This is a genomic window from Clostridium intestinale, assembly GCF_035905475.1.
GTDB classification, from domain to species: Bacteria; Bacillota; Clostridia; order Clostridiales; family Clostridiaceae; genus Clostridium_T; species Clostridium_T intestinale.
Genome location: NZ_CP121166.1, coordinates 2,618,127 through 2,635,500, shown reverse-complemented (window position 1 = coordinate 2,635,500; position 17,374 = coordinate 2,618,127). Strand labels below are relative to the sequence as shown.

Sequence of the window (17,374 nt, the reverse complement as noted above, 5' to 3'; positions counted from 1 at the left end):
TGAATCCAGAAGGAGGAATCACAAATGTCAACAAGAAGATTAGTACCCGAAGCTAGAGAAGGCTTATCAAAATTTAAAACAGAAGTAGCGCGAGAACTAGGAGTTGAATTCTCAGATTATAATGGGAATTTAACATCAAGACAATGTGGCTCCGTAGGAGGAGAAATGGTAAAGAGAATGGTAGCTGAATACGAAAGCCACTTAAAGTAAGTACTAAGGGTTAGTATTTGCAGGAACAATTACCCAGCTTATTACTAAAAATTACTAAAGAATTGGAGGTAATAGTTATGGAGGGAGTTCCACCAGAAAGTTTATAAGATGCTACCTGGAGATTTTCTTTACAGATAATTTTATTATCTGAAGGAAAATCTCCTTTTTTCTTTTGGGGAAATCTTGTTCTTTTATTACTTTTAAAATTATGGTAAAATAAGAACAAAAGTTCGATTAAGGTGATGAAGTATGGATAGAGTAAAGATATTACATGGAGCTGATTTTCATTTTGATACACCATTTAAGGAGTTATCAGCTTCAATGGGTGAAAAAAGAAATGAAGATATAAAAAAAAGCTTTGAAAGTTTAATTAATATAGTTAAGGAAGAAGATATTTCAATACTACTTCTATGTGGTGATATTTTTGATAATAAATGCATAAAGAAATCTACTTTAGAGTTTCTTAAGGATAGATTAGAAAGTATAAATAAAACTAAAGTTTTTATAGTAGCAGGAAATCATGATCCTCTTAATGATAGAAGTTTCTATAACTTATTGACATGGCCGGAAAATGTACATATATTTTCAAATGACATGGAAGCTGTAGTATTAGAGGATTTGAAAACAGTGGTTTATGGTAAATCATTCAGTTCAAATTATGAAAAAACTTCTCTGTTAAAGGGATTTCAAGTTGCAATAGAGCATAAAGAATATATTAATATAATGGCATTGCATGGAGAGATAGCTAGAGGTGAACAAGAGAATGAATATAATCCATTAACTCTTGAAGAAATAAGAAACAGTAAATTGGATTATCTAGCATTAGGGCATAGACATGGGTTTTCTAATATAAAAAGAGAAGGAGAAACCTTTTATGCTTATAGTGGATGCCCAGAAGGAAGAGGATTTGATGAGTTAGGAGAAAAGGGAATAATAATTGGTGAAGTTTATAAAGGGTATAATAATCTTAAGTTTAGAGCTATAAGTCAAAGCGTGTATGAACTTATAGAGGTGGACTTAACAGGAATTAATTCACAAGAAGAGATACTAAGATCAATTATTAGTTCTGTAGATGAAAAGAAGAGAGTTAAAAATTTCTATAAAGTAATATTAAAAGGGGAGGTTTACAGTGATCTTCCTATAAATATGAAAAAGCTTCAATATAGATTAAAAGAAATGTTTTATTATATAAAGATAATTGATGAAACTACTGTGAAACTAGATTATGATATGGTGAAAAACGAAAACTCTTTAAGAGGTATATTTCTTAGAAAAGTATATAAGAGATTAGAAGAGGAACCAGAAAATAAAGAAAGTTTGGAGAGAGCACTTAAGCTAGCATTTAATGCCCTAAGAGAGGAGGACATTAATTTAGATGATTATTAAAAATATTAAAATAAAGAAATTTGGTGTTTTAAAAGATAGGGAGATAGAATTTAAAGAAGGTATAAATATTATAAATGGGGAAAATGAAGCTGGAAAAACTACTTTACAACATTTTATAAAAACATTTCTTTATGGGATGAATTCTAAAAGAGGCAAGTCTATAAGAGATAATACTCGAGCTAGATACGTTATGTTTGATGGAGAAAGAGCTTCAGGAGAAATGGAGCTAGAACATAATGGGGAAAATATAATAATTATAAGATCCTTTGGAAGCAGCAAAAAAGAAGATACAATTAAGGTTATCAATGAATTAACTGGAACAGAGGTTGGAGAATTAAACCATAATGAGCCTGCTAAGACTATGATTAACATAAATTCAGAATCATTTGATAACACTGCTTTTATTAAAAGTTTGGGTACTTATTTAAATTCCTCTAAAGATGATGAAATAATGAATAAGCTTACTAATAGCCTTGAAAGTGGGGAGGAAGGGGTTTCTTATTTTAAGGCCTTAGCAAAACTTGAAGCCATAAGAAAAGCTTTAACCACAGCGAGAGGAAATGGTAAAATTGATATTTTAAGAGAGAGAAAAATATCAATTCTAGAAGAGCGAGAACAATTTTTAAAAGCTTCTGACCAGAATCTAGAGGATGAAATGAAGAGGATTAATATTAGAAGTGAAATATCAACCTTAAGATTGAAGCTTAAGAAGCTTGAAGTATTTAAAAAACATTTAAAAAAAATAAAACTTCAAAAAGAATATAAAGATATACTTCAATATTTAAAGAAAAGCGAGGAACTTAAAAGTAAAGCAAAAGCTATTGAAGGAGAATTAGAGGCTGAGGAAGGATTAATAACAAAAGGGAAGATAGAAGAACTAAAAGAAGAAAATACCGTTCTTATGAGTTATTATAATTTAGCAGAAGATAAAGCAGAAGAAGGAAAAGAAATCGAAGCTGAGAAATTAGAAGTTGAAAAAATGTTAGAAGAGTTTTCTTCATTAATAGAGCTTGGAGATGAATTAGAAGACAAAATATTAAAAATATCGAAAGAAACAGAAAAACACAAAGCTCAATTATTAGTATATGAAGAAAATAAAAAAGAGCTTATAGAGTTAGAGAGTCGACTAAGTTTTATAAAAAAATCTTTAGGAAACTCAATTAAAATAGAAAATAAGGAAGACGAAATATATGAAGCTTTTAGAGAGTACGAAAATAAATTATTTGAATTAAAAGGGAAAGTCCTAGATAGAAAAGTAGTAAATTCTTTAGAAGATTTAAAATCCGCTACTCTAATAAGAAACTTATATTATGTTTTAATTGCTTTGGGGATAATTGGATCTGCTGCACTGATTTTTATTAAGCCTGTATTTTCAGTCGTACCTTTATTTTTTTCAGGTATTTTTTTGGTTTTAAGTTTCAAATATTCTCAAAAGCTTGAGAGTCTAAAAAAGCAAAAAGATGAAAAAGAGTATATAGAAATTTTAGAAAGTAATATAGATAAGATAGAAGCTAATCTTATGGGATATGGGGAGGAGTTAGGATTAAAATCCTATGAAGAATTACCTAAAGCTTTATCTGAATATAAGAAGTATAAAGATGAAATAAAGACGTTAGAAAGAATGATAGAAGAAAGAAATAGGCGCCTTAAGAACTACAATATAGAAGAAGTAACTAATGCTCAATCGAGTAATAATAAAATTATTGATAGAGTACTGTCTTATACTTCATCTAAAGATACAGAAGAGTTAATGGTTAAAATAAAAGAATTAAAATTAGTTAAATCGAGACAGGAAATCGTTATGCATAAATGGAGAACTTTTAATGATGGATATGAGGCGTTAAAAGAAGATATAGATAATAGAGAAAAATCCTTAAACAGCAAATTAAAAATTCTTAAGCTTGATAAAGTTAAGTTACATGAACTACCTAAAGAGTTAGAAAAATTAAGTGAAAAAATAAGTGAAAAAGATAAGATTTTATTAGCTTTAAATGGGGTAGAGGATACCTATACAGCCCTTCTAAAAGACCGAGATCTAGAACATATGAAAGAAGAACTCAAGGAAATGTTGGCAGATTCATTGGAGTATTCTTATGAAAGTGAAGAAGAAGTTGAAGAGGAAATCAAACGCTCACAAAACAAATTATTAGAAGATGAGAAGCTGTTAAAAGATGTAGAAAATTCAGTGGCTAATAGATTTTTAGGAATAAGATCTATAATATCAATAGAGGGAGATTTTCAGGAAATTTCAGATAAAATATTTGAGTATGAAAGAGAATTAGAATCTTTAGAGATAGCCAAGGAACTTTTAGAAGAATCTTTTAAAGAGTTACAGAAAAATATAGGGCCTGTATTAAATGAAAAGGTAGCTTATTATTTTAGTAAATTAACTAATGGTAAATATACAGAAGTTAAGGTTGGAAGTGAGTATGAGTTATTAGTTAGAGAAGAAAATGGAAATATTATAAAAGGGGATTATTTAAGTAATGGAACTTGGGATCAGGTTTATCTTTCCTTAAGATTTGCACTTATAGATATGCTTTTCGAAGATAAAAAAGTCCCATTAATCTTTGATGATGCCTTTATTCAATATGATGACAAAAGGCTTGAAAACACTCTGAAAATTATAAGTGATTTAAGTAATAAGAGACAGATTATATTATTTAGTTGCCAAAAGAGAGAAGTTAATTTCTTGAGAAATGAAGCAAATATAATAAATTTATAGAGTAGGTTTTTAATATTACACTTAATGAGATATAATAGTAAGTATACTAAATTTTATGAGAAGTGGTGGGATTACATGATAAGCACAGAGATTTATGAGAAAAATATAGAAAACACACGTAAAGAAATTAATGAAGTAAATAAAGGAATAGATAGAGTAGCTTTATTAAGAGGGGTAAGTTTTATAGTTTTAATTATATTAGGTTATCAATACTTCAAAAAAGGAAGTCCTATAATATTAGGTTTATCTTTAGTTCTAATAGGGGTGTTTATATATTTGGCTATTACTCATACAAGAGAAAAAGAAAAACTAAGAGAATTAGAATTATTAATAAGTATAAACGATGAGCATTTAAGAAGAGCAGAAGGGTTATGGAAGGATTTTTCAGATAAAGGAGAAGATTTTTTAAAAGAAGATCATCCATTTACAAATGACCTAGATATATTTGGTGAAAGTTCATTATTTCAGTGGATAAATACAACGAAAACTTTTTATGGAAGAGTAGCTTTAGCTAAAATATTATCTGATAGCAAACTACCAACAAAAGATGAAGTAAAGAGAAGACAGAAAAGCATAAGGGAATTAGCAGATAAATTAGATTTTAGACAAAGACTTGAGTTAATACCATTAAAGCATAAAAGCCCAATAGAAAAAACAGAGAGTTTTTTAAGTTGGGTTAAAGAAGAAAATAGCTGGTTTTTATCAAGTAATGTAAATCTTATAAGAATAATAATGCCTTGCATATCATTAATTACTATATTATTAATTACATTTTTTAAACTGCCTTTCAGCTTATTTTTCTTATCGCTTATAATAAATGCAGGAATATTAAGCTTGAAGAAAAATGAAATAGAAAAAGCTTTAGAGGAGATTTATTCTTTTAAAAAGAATCTAGCTGCTTATTATGAAGGGATAGAACTAATAGAAAATCAAACTTTTAATGAGGAACTTAATAAGTCTATAAAAGAGAAGATAAATTCTAAAGATGGTGTAAAAGCATCTAAAGAGATGAAGGAATTAAGTAATATAGGTGAATTGCTTTTTGATAGAGCAAACATGATTTATTGGCTTTTAAATTCACTGCTTATGTGGGATTTTATGCTTATGGCTAGATTAGAGAAGTGGAAAGTAAGAAATAGGGATAAGGTTGAAAATTGGCTTTTAGCTTTAGGCGATATGGAGGCATACTCTTCATTAAGCAATGTATGTTATGACAAAGAATATTGGGTTTTCCCAGAAATATTAGATGAAGATATTATTGAGGGGGAAGAGATTGCTCATCCATTAATTATACCTCAAGGAGTTGAGAATTCATTTAATTTAAATGGTGAATTAAAAACTGCATTAATAACAGGTTCTAATATGTCTGGTAAAAGTACTTTTTTAAGAACAATAGGAATAAATATGATATTTTCATATTTGGGACTGCCTATTAATGGGAAGAGTTTTAAGTTAGGCAGAATGATTCCTTATACTTGTATGAGGACAAAAGATAATTTGGAGGAAAGAATATCTTCTTTTTATGCAGAGATTTTAAGAGTTAAAAATATAATTGAAGCTACTAAAAGAGGGGAAAAAATATTTTTCCTTTTAGACGAAATATTTAAAGGAACAAATTCTGCAGATAGACATTTAGGAGCAGAAATATTAATAAAACAGCTTATGGATAAAGGTGCTAAGGGATTGGTATCAACCCATGACTTCGAGCTTTGCGATTTAGAGAAAGAAGATAGAAGAATAAAGAATCTACATTTTAGAGAGTATTACGAAAACAATGAGATTAAATTTGATTATAAGTTAAGAGAGGGAAGATCCACTACCAAGAATGCTGTTTATCTTATGAAGATGGCAGGTATAGAACTTCTAGATAAGGAGTAACTAGATATTAAAATCTAGTTACTTTTCTTCTAATTTAAGAAATTATAAAGCTAAAAGTGATATAATATTTTATATCATATACGCTTAACAGGAGGAAAAAATGGAATTAAACAAAAGTCAATGGAGATACGTAAACTCTAAGACTTTAGGGCATCAGTTTCTAAAGGGAGGAGAGTTTACAGGTAAAACAACCGCAGCAGTATACAGAATTATAAATTTAGAGAATAATTACAGACTTTTTCAGAATGAAAACATAGTATATGTGGTTTTAAGAGAAGAAGACAAAAAGAATATACAAGAAATATATGAAAAAGCAAAATTAGATTTAAATTATAGATATGATTCCTTATTTTCTTATTTTAATAAAGGTTTTGAAATACTTACTTTAAATGAATTAATAGAGATATATTCTCAAGGATATATGAGGGTGAAAAAAGTTAACTATAAGTTTTCTAATGAGGAGAAGGAATATACCCTTCTAAAAGACTTATTAGTTGATTTTAAATTAACATATAAAAAATCCAAATTAATAGCAAATACTTCATCGGATTTCTTATTAAAGGAAATAAAATGGATAAAAGCAAGTGGGTTTACTAAAGATGAATATATGAATATAGATAGAAAAGGAAGAGATAAAAGAATTAAGAAAAATTCTTTATCAAGAGAAGGGCTTTATTATCTAAAAGACAGGTATAATACTGCTCTAAGAGAGAATAATCTTATGGATAAGTGGGATAATATATTGTTTGCTTTAGAATTTGGAAAGAATTTTAATAAGACATATACACATATAATCCTCGATAATTGTGAGGCTTTAACCTTAGCTGAAATAAGATTTATTAACTCTCTATTAGTTATGGAAAAATACAGTTCCTTAACCTATGTATTAGGTGAAAATAAAGAATCAAGAGAAAATACATGGTTTATTAAAGGAAGAAAATATAATGTGTTAGATGGAACCAATATAAATAGAAGTTTTCTCTTAAAAAGTAGTTATAAGTCTAAAAAACAGAACTGGAATTCAATAGAAGAATTCAGATTTATTAATCTAAGAAATAAGATTTTTAAAGATTTTTCTAGAGATACGGCTTCTAATGAAAAAGAACTTGTAATTAAAGAGGGAGATCAGTCTTATATTTATAATGAGGGGAATTTAAAAGAATATCCTCTGTTCTCTAATATAGCAGCCGGTGAACCTATTTTAATGAATGAAAATGTGGAAGATAGCTTTTTACTACCAGAAGATTGGATAAGAAATTCAAAGGATGTATTTCTTTTAAAGGTAAAAGGAGACTCTATGGAAAATATCAATATATTAAATGGGGATTTAGTGGTTATAAGAAAGCAGGCAACAGCAGATCATAATGATATAGTAGCTGTAGATATAGATAGAAGCTCTACGCTAAAGAGGTTAGATATAAGTGGAGAAAGTCCTCTACTAATGCCTGAAAATGAGAAATATGAGCCTATATCTCTAGAAGGAAGAGATGCAAATATATTAGGGGTTGCTATAGGGATTATAAAGAAACTAGGGTAATTAATTAGGGTAAAGGAGTAAAAATGGGATTTGTTATTATAGATTTAGAGTTTAATAACTTAAGAGAAATAACAAAATATATTCCAAGTTTTTATCAAGAATATACGCAGTTAGGAAATACAATTATTGAAAATGAGATTATAGAAATAGGTGCAGTTAAGCTAGATAGGTATATGAATAAAATAGATGAGTTAAAACTTTATATAAAACCAGCTATATTTAAAATATTAAATCCAAAGATAGCTTCAATGACAGGTATAACACAAGAGTCTATAAATAGAGGTATTGAATTTTCAGAGGCGATGAATGTGTTTAAGGATTTTGTAGGGGAGCAGGATATAATATGTACCTGGTCAAAAAATGATATTGTAGAAATAATAGTTAATGCTAAATATCATAAGTATGATCAGATAGATTGGTTAAATGAATATTTGGATATTCAGGAGTATTGTACTGGAGTTTTAGCTCACAAGAAATCTATCAGTCTTAAAAATGCACTTCAAGAACTTAAGATTAAAGTTGAAGATAATAATAAACTTCACGATGCGCTTAATGATGCAGAATACACTTCTAAAGTATTTAAGCGAGTTTATAATCCCAGAGTTGTTAAAAATCATATTATAAATGACATATATAATATGCCTGCTGTTACAATTAAAAATCTAAAGGAATTAAGCCTAGATTATAACAAAATAAATATGAACTGCCCTAGGTGCAAAAATAAGATGAATACAGATAATCCTCTAAGGCTAATTAGTTGGAGATTTATGGGGACTGATTATTGCGAAAAGTGTAAAAGTAAAGTTCTTCATGAAGTGATAGTGAAAAGAACTTTAAGTGGGGATGAGATATATAGTGAAATAAAAACATTATTAAATGAGGTTGAGTATATGAATTACTGCTATAAACTAAAAAAAGCGGCTAAATAAATGTACAAACTTATGGAAATGAGAGTATATTAAAAATTAACTATGTAATTTAACAAATACGAATAAATTAATTAAACTATAACATTTACATTTTAAATATGCTAAAATATAAATGATGATAATTATAAGTTTGAAAGGAAAGAATATGAATATAGCATTTTTTCTAACGCCTAAAAACGAAGTTGTTTACGAAAATTTAGATGCTACAATGAGGCAGGTAATGGAGAGAATGGAGCATCATGGATATACTGCTATACCACTTATAGACAAGTCTGGTAGATACGTAGGAACATTAACAGAAGGTGATTTATTGTGGAAGCTAAAAAACACACCAGAATTAACTTTTGTTAATACAGAAACAGTTAAAGTTAAAGATATTCCAAGAAGAATAAAACATAAAAGTGTTCAAATAAGTGCATCAATAGAAAGTTTAATTTCTCTAGCTGTAAGCCAAAATTTTGTTCCTGTAATTGATGACAACGGAACCTTTATAGGAATAATTAAAAGAAGTGATATAATTAATCATTGTTATAATGGAATGAAGCAAAATCAATTATAGTATGTTCCAGCTATCTTTGTAAGTTTAAGATAGCTGGTTTTGTTTGTTTGACAGCATAAGATAATTTATATAATATAATTATTATAACACCCCCATAGGGTGCATGCTTAGGAGGTCGGTTATGAATATAGATAAGAAGAATGCTCTTCAGAGTCTTAAAACTAGTAAAGGACAAATAGAGGGAATAATCAAAATGATTGAAGATGAAAGATATTGTGTAGATATATCCAATCAGATTATTGCAGCCCAAGCTCTTTTAAAGAAAGCAAATAAATTAATATTAAAACAACATATGACTCATTGTGTAAAAGACGCTATAAAAATGGAAGACCATGCTGAAGAGAAAATTGAAGAAGTTTTAAACATTTTAGATAAATTAATGAAATAAAACTACATAAATGATATAATAAAAATATTAATTGATTATTGTGATTATAAAGGAGAATGATTTTGTTTAGAAATAGAGTTTCCTTAAGAAAAGGGTATACTCCTACTAGCAGCAGTTCACAGTGGAAAACTTGCAATGAATTGTTATATGGGAGTAGTCTATACTTTTTTAAGGAAATACTGCACGTATAAGTGCTAATTCTTGCAAAAAAAGTTTTACTCCCATAAGCCTTAGTGCAAAAGCATTAGGGCTATTATTATGCAAAAAAATAATAGTACAGCTAAATTTGGGAGGAAACAAAATGAAAAGATTAGAGCAAAATATTAAATTAGATTATGTATATAGATTTATATCATCTGTAGATATAACTTCAGCTATATGGGTGTTATATCTTAGCTATAAAGGCTTTAGTTTAGCTCAGATAGGGCTTGTGGAAGGTATATTTCATGTAGCTAAGTTTATGTTTGAGATACCAACAGGAGCTATTGCTGATATTTGGGGAAGAAAAAATTCCTTAATAGCTTCAAGAGTTTTGGCCTTTTTATCGAGCTTGATTATGATTTTTGGTAATAGCTTTGGAGAAATAGCATTAGGGTTTATTACTTCTGCAGCATCCTTAAGTTTAAATTCTGGTTCTGAAGAGGCTTTAGTATATGAATCATTAAAAGCTTTAGGAAAAGAAGAAGAGTATATAAAAGTTAATGGTATTTTAAACTTCTTAATTGAAGTTGCACAGATTCTTGCAGTTTTTATTGGTGGTGTATTATCAGATATTAATTTCCAACTAAGTTATGGAGTAGCTGCCATTATATCATTAGCTTCACTTTTAATATCCTTAGGTTTTTATGAAAGTAATAAGAGTAACTTAAATGAAAAAGATATTATTAAGATACATTTTAAAGAATGCTTTAGAATAATAAAAAATGAAAAAAGACTTATGAAAATAATGATATACTTTGGAATATTATTTTCTATAGATACAACAGCTCATTTTTATATGCAGGAGTATCTGAGTTCAATGGACTTTACTAGAAGTGAAATTGCAGGCATATTCGTTATTAAAGGAATACTGTCAGCTATAGGTTCAAAATATGCTTATATACTTCATGATAAGTTAGGTAAAAAAGGTGTTATGAAGTTTGTTTCTATAATTACAGGAATATTACTTATGGTAATGTATCTTAAAGGGGTAACAGCAATAATATCATTTGTATTAATGGGAGCTATGATAGGTGCTGCATATCCTTTAAGTTCAAATTATATAAATGAACTTATACCATCAGAACAAAGAGCAACATTGATTTCACTTGATAGTATGCTTTTTTCCTTCTTAATGATAGGAATTTTTCCAGCAGTAGGATTTGCAGCTCAGCATTTATCTATGGGATTAACTTTTATGATTTTAGGATTTATATTGATAGTAGAAGTAATTGCAGCTTTTTATTATAATAGAGATAGTAATTAAATGTGAGAGGTTAAAATGAAAAGAATATTGCTTCTAAATTCAAGCTTTAGAAAAAAGAATACTTTTAGATTACTTCAAAATATAGGCAATGTACTTAAGGATAAAGGATTCCAAGTAGAATGTATAAATATAAATCAATATGAAATAAAAGGCTGTAGAGGTTGTGAACAGTGTATCCAAAAGGATAGCCCTTGCTTTATTAAAGATGGGGCCGAAGAATTAATAAAAAAGATTACAGAATACGATGGGATTGTTATTGGAACTCCTGTGTATATGGGAAGCTTTAGCGGGAATTTGAAGCTACTTATAGATAGAACCTCAAAGTGGTTTCATAGAACTGAAATAGCTGGAAAACCAGTTATACTTGTTTCTACAACTGCAGGCTCTGGCTTAAAAAATACATTGAATTCTTTGGAGAAAGTGTTAGATGGTTGGGGAGTTAATGTAGTTTCAAAAATAGGAAGAACCATATCTAAAATAGATACTCCTCTTGATAAAGTGGAACTGGACAGATTTATAAACTATGTTAATAATGGTAATAGGAGCTATAAACCAAGTACAGGACAAATTATCAGTTTTAATATTAAAAAGGGTTTAGCGGAAAACATATTTCCATTAGATAAAGAATATTGGGAAAAGAAAAATTGGTTAACACAAGATTATTATTATAGTTGTAAGGTAAATCCTTTTAAAAAGATTTTAGGAAAGAGCTTTTACAAGATGATGAAAACAAGGATTAAGCCTATTAAATAAAGGAGATTGTTATGAATTTAATCACACTAGAAAACATAAGCAAAAGCTATAGTGAAAAGATACTTTTAGATAATATATCATTAGGGATAAATGATGGAGATAAAATAGGACTTATAGGCATAAATGGTGCAGGTAAGTCGACTTTATTGAAAATAATTGGAGGAAGAGAAGAATTCTTTGAGGGTAATATTTTTAAAGTAAGAAATATGAGAATAGAATATCTATCTCAAACGCAGGATTTCTCAGAAGGAGCTACAGTATTAGAACAGGTATTTAAAGGTGATACCGTGGAGATGAAGCTTCTTATGGAATATGAGGATATATTGAAGTATATAGAAGAAGGTCAGATTGATAAATATCAGGATAGACTTATATATATCCAAGGGCAAATTGAGGCTTTAAATCTATGGGATTTAGAGAGTGAAGCTAAGATTATATTAAATAAGCTTGGAATAGCTAACTATCATGAAAAGGTAATGAATCTTTCAGGAGGACAAAAAAAGAGAGTAGCCTTAGCTTCAGCTCTTATAACACCTTGTGAACTTTTAATATTAGATGAGCCTACAAACCACCTAGATAGTGATAGTATAGAATGGCTTGAAGATTATTTGAATTCTAGAAAGGGTGCTCTTATTATGATAACCCATGATAGATACTTTTTAGATAGAGTAACTAACAGAATAATAGAATTAGATAGGGGAACGTTATATACCTATCAAGGTAATTACTCAGAATTTTTAGAGAAAAAGGCAGAAAGATTAGAACGTGAAAAAACTGAAGAAGATAAAAGAGCAAGTTTAATTAGAGAAGAGTTAAAATGGGTTAAAAGAGGAGCAAAAGCTAGAACCACAAAACAAAAAGCCAGACTTCAAAGGTTTGATGATCTTGTGAATTATGAATACATAGAACCTAGAGGGAATGTAGAACTTAGTTTAGTTGGAACAAGGCTAGGTAATAAAGGTGTTGAGCTTACTACTATAAATAAAGCATTTGGAGATAAAGTTTTAATTAAAGACTTTTCTTACAACTTCGTAAAAGGAGATAGAATAGGGATAGTTGGAAATAATGGTATGGGAAAAACCACTCTTATAAATATAATAAGTGGCAAGTTATCTCAAGATAGTGGAGAAATAGATATGGGGGAAACGGTAAAGGTAGGGTGTTTTTCTCAAGATAGCTTAAACATGGATGAAAATATAAGAGTTATAGATTACGTAAAAGAAGGCGGAGAAATAATACCAGTAGCAAATGGATTTAAAATAACCGCTTCTCAGATGTGTGAAAGATTTTTGTTTGATGGAACGATGCAATATACTCCTATAGGTAAATTATCAGGAGGAGAAAGAAGAAGACTGCAGCTTCTAAGAGTTTTAATGGAAGCACCTAATGTCCTTATATTAGATGAGCCTACTAATGATCTAGATATAGATACTCTTCAAATATTAGAGAACTTTTTAGATGATTTTGGAGGAATACTTCTTATAGTATCCCATGATAGATATTTTCTAGATAGACTTTGTCATAAGATTTTTGCTTATGAAGGAAATGGAGAAATCAAAGAATACACAGGTAATTTTAGTGATTATTTAATTAAAAGAGAATTAAATAATTCTCAAGCTGAAGATTCAAAAAGTTTAGATAAGGAAGCTAAAAAGGAAAGAATAAAAAACAAGGATGAAAGACCTAAGTTTTCATTTAAAGAACAGAAAGAATACGAGCAAATTGATGAAGTAATAGAAAAGATAGAAAATAAAATTTCTAAGGTAGAAAAAGATATAGAAAATACCGTAACTGACTATGAAAAACTTCAAAAATTTATAAAAGAAAAAGAAGAGCTTGAGTTAGAACTAGCTGAAAAGTATGAGCGCTGGGAATACTTAAATGAATTAGCTCAAAGAATAGAAGAATATAACTCAAATAAATAGAACTGGATTTAAATCCAGTTCTATTTATTTTAAGCTTCTAAGGTTTCGAATCTTTGAGATATAAAGTTAAATTCATCTTCATCAGTTATCTCACCATAGGTATCTTCCTTAATACCAGCATAAAGATATAAAATATATCTGTCATTAACATCTCTAATATTTTCTATGATGATATATTCTTGATCTTTTTCACAGTCTTCCAAGGTAGCTAAAACCTTAAATTTATCTTCTTTTCCAGTATCATTGTTGGTTAAATCTAAAGTAAAGTTATCATGAACTCTAACATTTAACTTATTATGATCGCAGGATTTTATATGAGAATTTCTTCTGCAACTATTACAAGTTTTGAAAGAACACTCAACTACACAATTAAAACAAGCACACTTTGAGCAGTTTTCTAGTTGAGTAAAGGTTTCTCTATTAGAAGCTTTATAGGAATTGATTTTCCCTTCATCAGGAGAGGTAAATCTACTAAAGAAACCTTTTTTATTAGATTTTTGTTCCTCTTCTTCTAAGAGCTTCATGTAGTCTTTAAGAACTTTTCCTTTAGCATAGAACTTTTTTCTTTTTAAAAAATCCTCAGAGAGGAAGGGAGAAATATTATCAATAGCATAATATATGTCAGTGTATATCTTTCCCCATCTTTCCTTCTCCTTAGTAATTAATTCAAAGTCACTTTTCATCTGCTTCCCACCAAACTAATAAAATTAAGCATTATTATTTTTATATTTTTCAAGTTCTAAATCTAAATCAGTTTCGTCTAGTTTCTCAAATTCAGATTCAAAATCATCAACATCTCTTAATTCTCCAAGACCTGTAGCCAAAGATTCTTTTCTTTGAATCTTTCTCTCTATAGCATCAAGTTGAATAGTGTTGGTTTTTGTTTGAACATTTGCAAGTATTTCATTAACCTTTTGAGATGCTTCAGCAGTAGAGTATCTAGCAGCAGCTTCATCTCTATACTGTCTAGTCTTTGAAATCTCTTCTTCCAAAGCAGCTAAGTTTTTCTTAATTGTATCTGCTTGTGATTTAGCAGCTTCATAGCTTTCTTTAAGAGAAGTCACTTTTTTGTCAGCTTCAAGTTTTCTTTGAAGAGCACGTTTTGCTAAATCTTCATTGTTTTTAGAAAGAGCAAGCTTTACCTTGTCTTCATAATCTTGAACTTCTTTTTCAGCTGTATCTAATCTTTTCTTTATTTCGTGAGAGTTTCCTATAATTTGAGCTGAGTTTAGTTTAGCTTTTGAAAGCTGATCTTCCATATCTCTAAGTTTTTGATCTAATAATTCTATTGGATTTTCCACCTCGTCTAATGCATTGTTAACTTTTGCTTTAAAAATATTTGATATTCTTGTAAATACTCCCATGATAATTGTTACCTCCTAAAATTAAAATTTAATCATTTTTATAATGTAAATTACTAAAAAAACTACCGCTATTGCAATTATAATCTTTATAAAAAATGCAAAAGGGTTACTTCTGGAATATCCTCTAAAGGGACTAAAGTAACTAGAGGATGAGACTCTTCCAAATATAGGAATGCTCCAGGATGATCCACCACTAGAACCGCTGTTACCAGATGAATTTGTTTGGGAACTACTTTCAGTTTTATCTTCATCTTTAGGTTTACTAGTGGAAAAGTTTCCAGACTTAGTCCCACTTGATGATGAGTTTGAAGAAGAACTACTTGACTCCGATTCATATTTTGATGGTGAATCAGTAGTACTGCCACTGCTTTTTGAAGAACCACTACTTCCAGAAAATGATCCTGATTTAGTTCCACTAGATGAACTACTAGAGCTTGATTTTGAGCTAGAACTAGAACTTGACTTAGAGCCAGAACTAGAACTGCTAAAGCTTCCTGATTTTGTGGAGCTTTTAGCCTTTGAAGCACCAGTAGACTTACTAGAAGATTTAAAAGAACCACTTTTGGATTTAGCTGCTGCATAAGCAGACTCACCCTTAACTCCATTTTCAAAAACATTTCCAACATCTAAAGATATTGATGTGAAAATAAAAATGAAAGTTAGTACAAATGTTAGGATTAAACTTTTCTTTCTATTATTTTTGATATGCCCACCCCCTAATTTATCTCCTTAGAAGAATTATCCATGAGAATATTATATGGTATTATATAACCTTTAACAAGTTTGTTAATATTGTTTTTTGAAGTAAAAAAACTCCACAGACCCTAAATATTTAAAATAGCTCACTAATTCTCTATAAAACTAAAAGTATCTTCTATTTACTATTATGATTCAAGATTAAATCTGATGAAAATATTTATATTTAAATTATAGCATAATAAATTATATTAATTAATGAAGAACATATTAATTGTAATAACGATAAAGCTGATTTAAAATAATAATGTAAGTAGTTATGAACAAGTTTAGGAGTGATAAAATGAATAACGAAGAAAATAACTCAATGTCTATGGCAGACCTATTAAAAGATTACGATGTCAAAAAACTTAATGTGGGAGATATAGTAAAAGGAGAAATCCTATCTATAAATAATGATGAGGCTATGGTTAATATAAACTACTATAGAGATGGTATTGTTAAACGTAGTGAAGTTTCTCACGATGAAGTTGAAGTATCAGACGTATTAAATGTAGGAGATACAATAAACTTAATGATAGTAAGTTTAGATGATGGAGACGGAAATGTTTTATTATCTAAAAATAAAGCAGATGAAATTATAGCTTGGGATGAAGTAAAAGCATCCTATAAAAACAATGAAACTTTAACTTTAAAGGTTAAAGAGCAAGTAAAAGGCGGAGTTGTAGCTTTATATAAAGGTATAAGAGTATTTATTCCAGGCTCACAAGTGTCTAGAGAAAGAGGTATAGAACTTTCTACACTTGTAGGAAAAGAGCTAGAAGTAAGAGTAATTGAATTTGATAAAAGGGATAAAAAGGTTGTAGCTTCTAGAAGGATTTTAGAAGAAGCACAATATAATGAAGAAAAGAAAGCTTTATGGAATTTAGTTAAAAAAGGTGAAAAAAGAGAAGGAAAAGTTACTAGAATAGCTAAGTTTGGAGCTTTTGTAGATATTGGTGGAATAGAAGGATTAGTGCATATATCTGATTTAGCTTGGGGAAGAGTAAAGAGAGTAGAAGATGTTGTTTCTGTTGGAGACGTAGTTGAAGTTTACGTTGGAGATTTTGACAAAGAAAAGGAAAGATTATCTTTAGCAATAAAAGATATTAAAAAAGATCCATGGGAAGACGTAAAGGAAGCTTTAAAAGTTAATGATGTAGTTACTGGAAAAGTAGTTAAGTTCTTAAACTTTGGAGCCTTTGTAGAAGTTTTACCTGGAGTTGAAGGGTTAGTTCATATAAGTGAAATAACAGAAGAGAATATAGCTAAACCATCAGATGTTTTAACAATAGGTGGAGAAGTTAAGGTAAAAATATTAGATATAAATTCTGCTGATAAAAAAATGAGCTTAAGCATTAAAGAAGCTGTAGAGAAGTCAAGAGAATATGAAAAATTTAATGATGACTTTGAAGGTGAAAGTTTAGCAGGTTTATTTAAGGATTTTAAATTCTAGGTTTTAATATAATTTAAAATGGCCCTTGCAATAATATTCTATTGCAAGGGCCATTTGTATATCT

At 29.0% G+C, this 17,374-nt stretch carries 15 protein-coding genes; 13 read left to right on the top strand and 2 right to left on the bottom strand.

The features are described 5' to 3' along the window. Positions 1-24: 24 nt before the first annotated feature. The 11 genes from P8F83_RS13595 to P8F83_RS13545 all read left to right on the top strand — a co-directional run bounded on the left by P8F83_RS13595 (position 25) and on the right by P8F83_RS13545 (position 13,755). Positions 25-210 carry an alpha/beta-type small acid-soluble spore protein gene (locus P8F83_RS13595; RefSeq protein ID WP_021800593.1) on the top strand — a complete coding sequence of 62 codons (186 nt, stop codon included), beginning with the start codon at positions 25-27 and terminating at the stop codon, positions 208-210. Positions 211-459: 249 nt separating this feature from the next. Next, on the top strand, positions 460-1,596 hold the full coding sequence (locus P8F83_RS13590; protein ID WP_326511568.1) for a metallophosphoesterase family protein: 1,137 nt from the start codon (positions 460-462) through the stop codon (positions 1,594-1,596). Next, positions 1,586-4,321, top strand: a complete 2,736-nt coding sequence (locus P8F83_RS13585; RefSeq protein WP_326511567.1) for an AAA family ATPase — start codon at positions 1,586-1,588, stop codon at positions 4,319-4,321. Before P8F83_RS13590 ends, P8F83_RS13585 begins: the two co-directional genes overlap by 11 nt. A gap of 75 nt (positions 4,322-4,396) precedes the next feature. Beyond that, a complete protein-coding gene (locus P8F83_RS13580; protein ID WP_326511566.1) occupies positions 4,397-6,199 on the top strand; it encodes a MutS-related protein in 1,803 nt (600 codons plus the stop codon). A 100-nt stretch (positions 6,200-6,299) separates the two neighbouring features. Further along, positions 6,300-7,736, top strand: coding sequence for a LexA family protein (locus tag P8F83_RS13575; protein WP_326511565.1), 1,437 nt, complete (start codon positions 6,300-6,302; stop codon positions 7,734-7,736). Between the two features lie 23 nt (positions 7,737-7,759). After that, a complete protein-coding gene (locus P8F83_RS13570; RefSeq protein WP_073018103.1) occupies positions 7,760-8,665 on the top strand; it encodes a 3'-5' exonuclease in 906 nt (301 codons plus the stop codon). A 145-nt stretch (positions 8,666-8,810) separates the two neighbouring features. Further along, positions 8,811-9,224: a CBS domain-containing protein gene (locus tag P8F83_RS13565; RefSeq protein WP_021800600.1), complete on the top strand. Its 414-nt coding sequence runs from the start codon at positions 8,811-8,813 to the stop codon at positions 9,222-9,224. 121 nt (positions 9,225-9,345) lie between these two features. Continuing rightward, positions 9,346-9,612, top strand: a complete 267-nt coding sequence (locus tag P8F83_RS13560; RefSeq protein WP_021800601.1) for a metal-sensing transcriptional repressor — start codon at positions 9,346-9,348, stop codon at positions 9,610-9,612. A gap of 301 nt (positions 9,613-9,913) precedes the next feature. Further along, positions 9,914-11,077, top strand: coding sequence for an MFS transporter (locus P8F83_RS13555; protein ID WP_326511564.1), 1,164 nt, complete (start codon positions 9,914-9,916; stop codon positions 11,075-11,077). Between the two features lie 15 nt (positions 11,078-11,092). Next, on the top strand, positions 11,093-11,830 hold the full coding sequence (locus tag P8F83_RS13550) for a flavodoxin family protein (RefSeq protein ID WP_326511563.1): 738 nt from the start codon (positions 11,093-11,095) through the stop codon (positions 11,828-11,830). An 11-nt stretch (positions 11,831-11,841) separates the two neighbouring features. Then, positions 11,842-13,755 (top strand): ABC-F family ATP-binding cassette domain-containing protein, encoded by a 1,914-nt coding sequence (locus tag P8F83_RS13545; protein WP_326511562.1) that lies wholly within the window; start codon positions 11,842-11,844, stop codon positions 13,753-13,755. A 29-nt stretch (positions 13,756-13,784) separates the two neighbouring features. Here the strand turns inward: P8F83_RS13545 and P8F83_RS13540 are convergent, their stop codons facing one another. Next, positions 13,785-14,438: a DUF1292 domain-containing protein gene (locus tag P8F83_RS13540; protein WP_326511561.1), complete on the bottom strand. Its 654-nt coding sequence runs from the start codon at positions 14,436-14,438 to the stop codon at positions 13,785-13,787. A gap of 24 nt (positions 14,439-14,462) precedes the next feature. Next, positions 14,463-15,119 carry a PspA/IM30 family protein gene (locus P8F83_RS13535; protein WP_326511560.1) on the bottom strand — a complete coding sequence of 219 codons (657 nt, stop codon included), beginning with the start codon at positions 15,117-15,119 and terminating at the stop codon, positions 14,463-14,465. A 172-nt stretch (positions 15,120-15,291) separates the two neighbouring features. On the opposite strand from P8F83_RS13535, the gene P8F83_RS13530 reads away from it, so the two are divergent. Continuing rightward, positions 15,292-15,702: a hypothetical protein gene (locus P8F83_RS13530; RefSeq protein WP_326511559.1), complete on the top strand. Its 411-nt coding sequence runs from the start codon at positions 15,292-15,294 to the stop codon at positions 15,700-15,702. Positions 15,703-16,158: 456 nt separating this feature from the next. Next, a complete protein-coding gene (gene rpsA / locus P8F83_RS13525; protein WP_326511558.1) occupies positions 16,159-17,310 on the top strand; it encodes a 30S ribosomal protein S1 in 1,152 nt (383 codons plus the stop codon). The last annotated feature ends 64 nt before the right edge of the window (positions 17,311-17,374 follow it).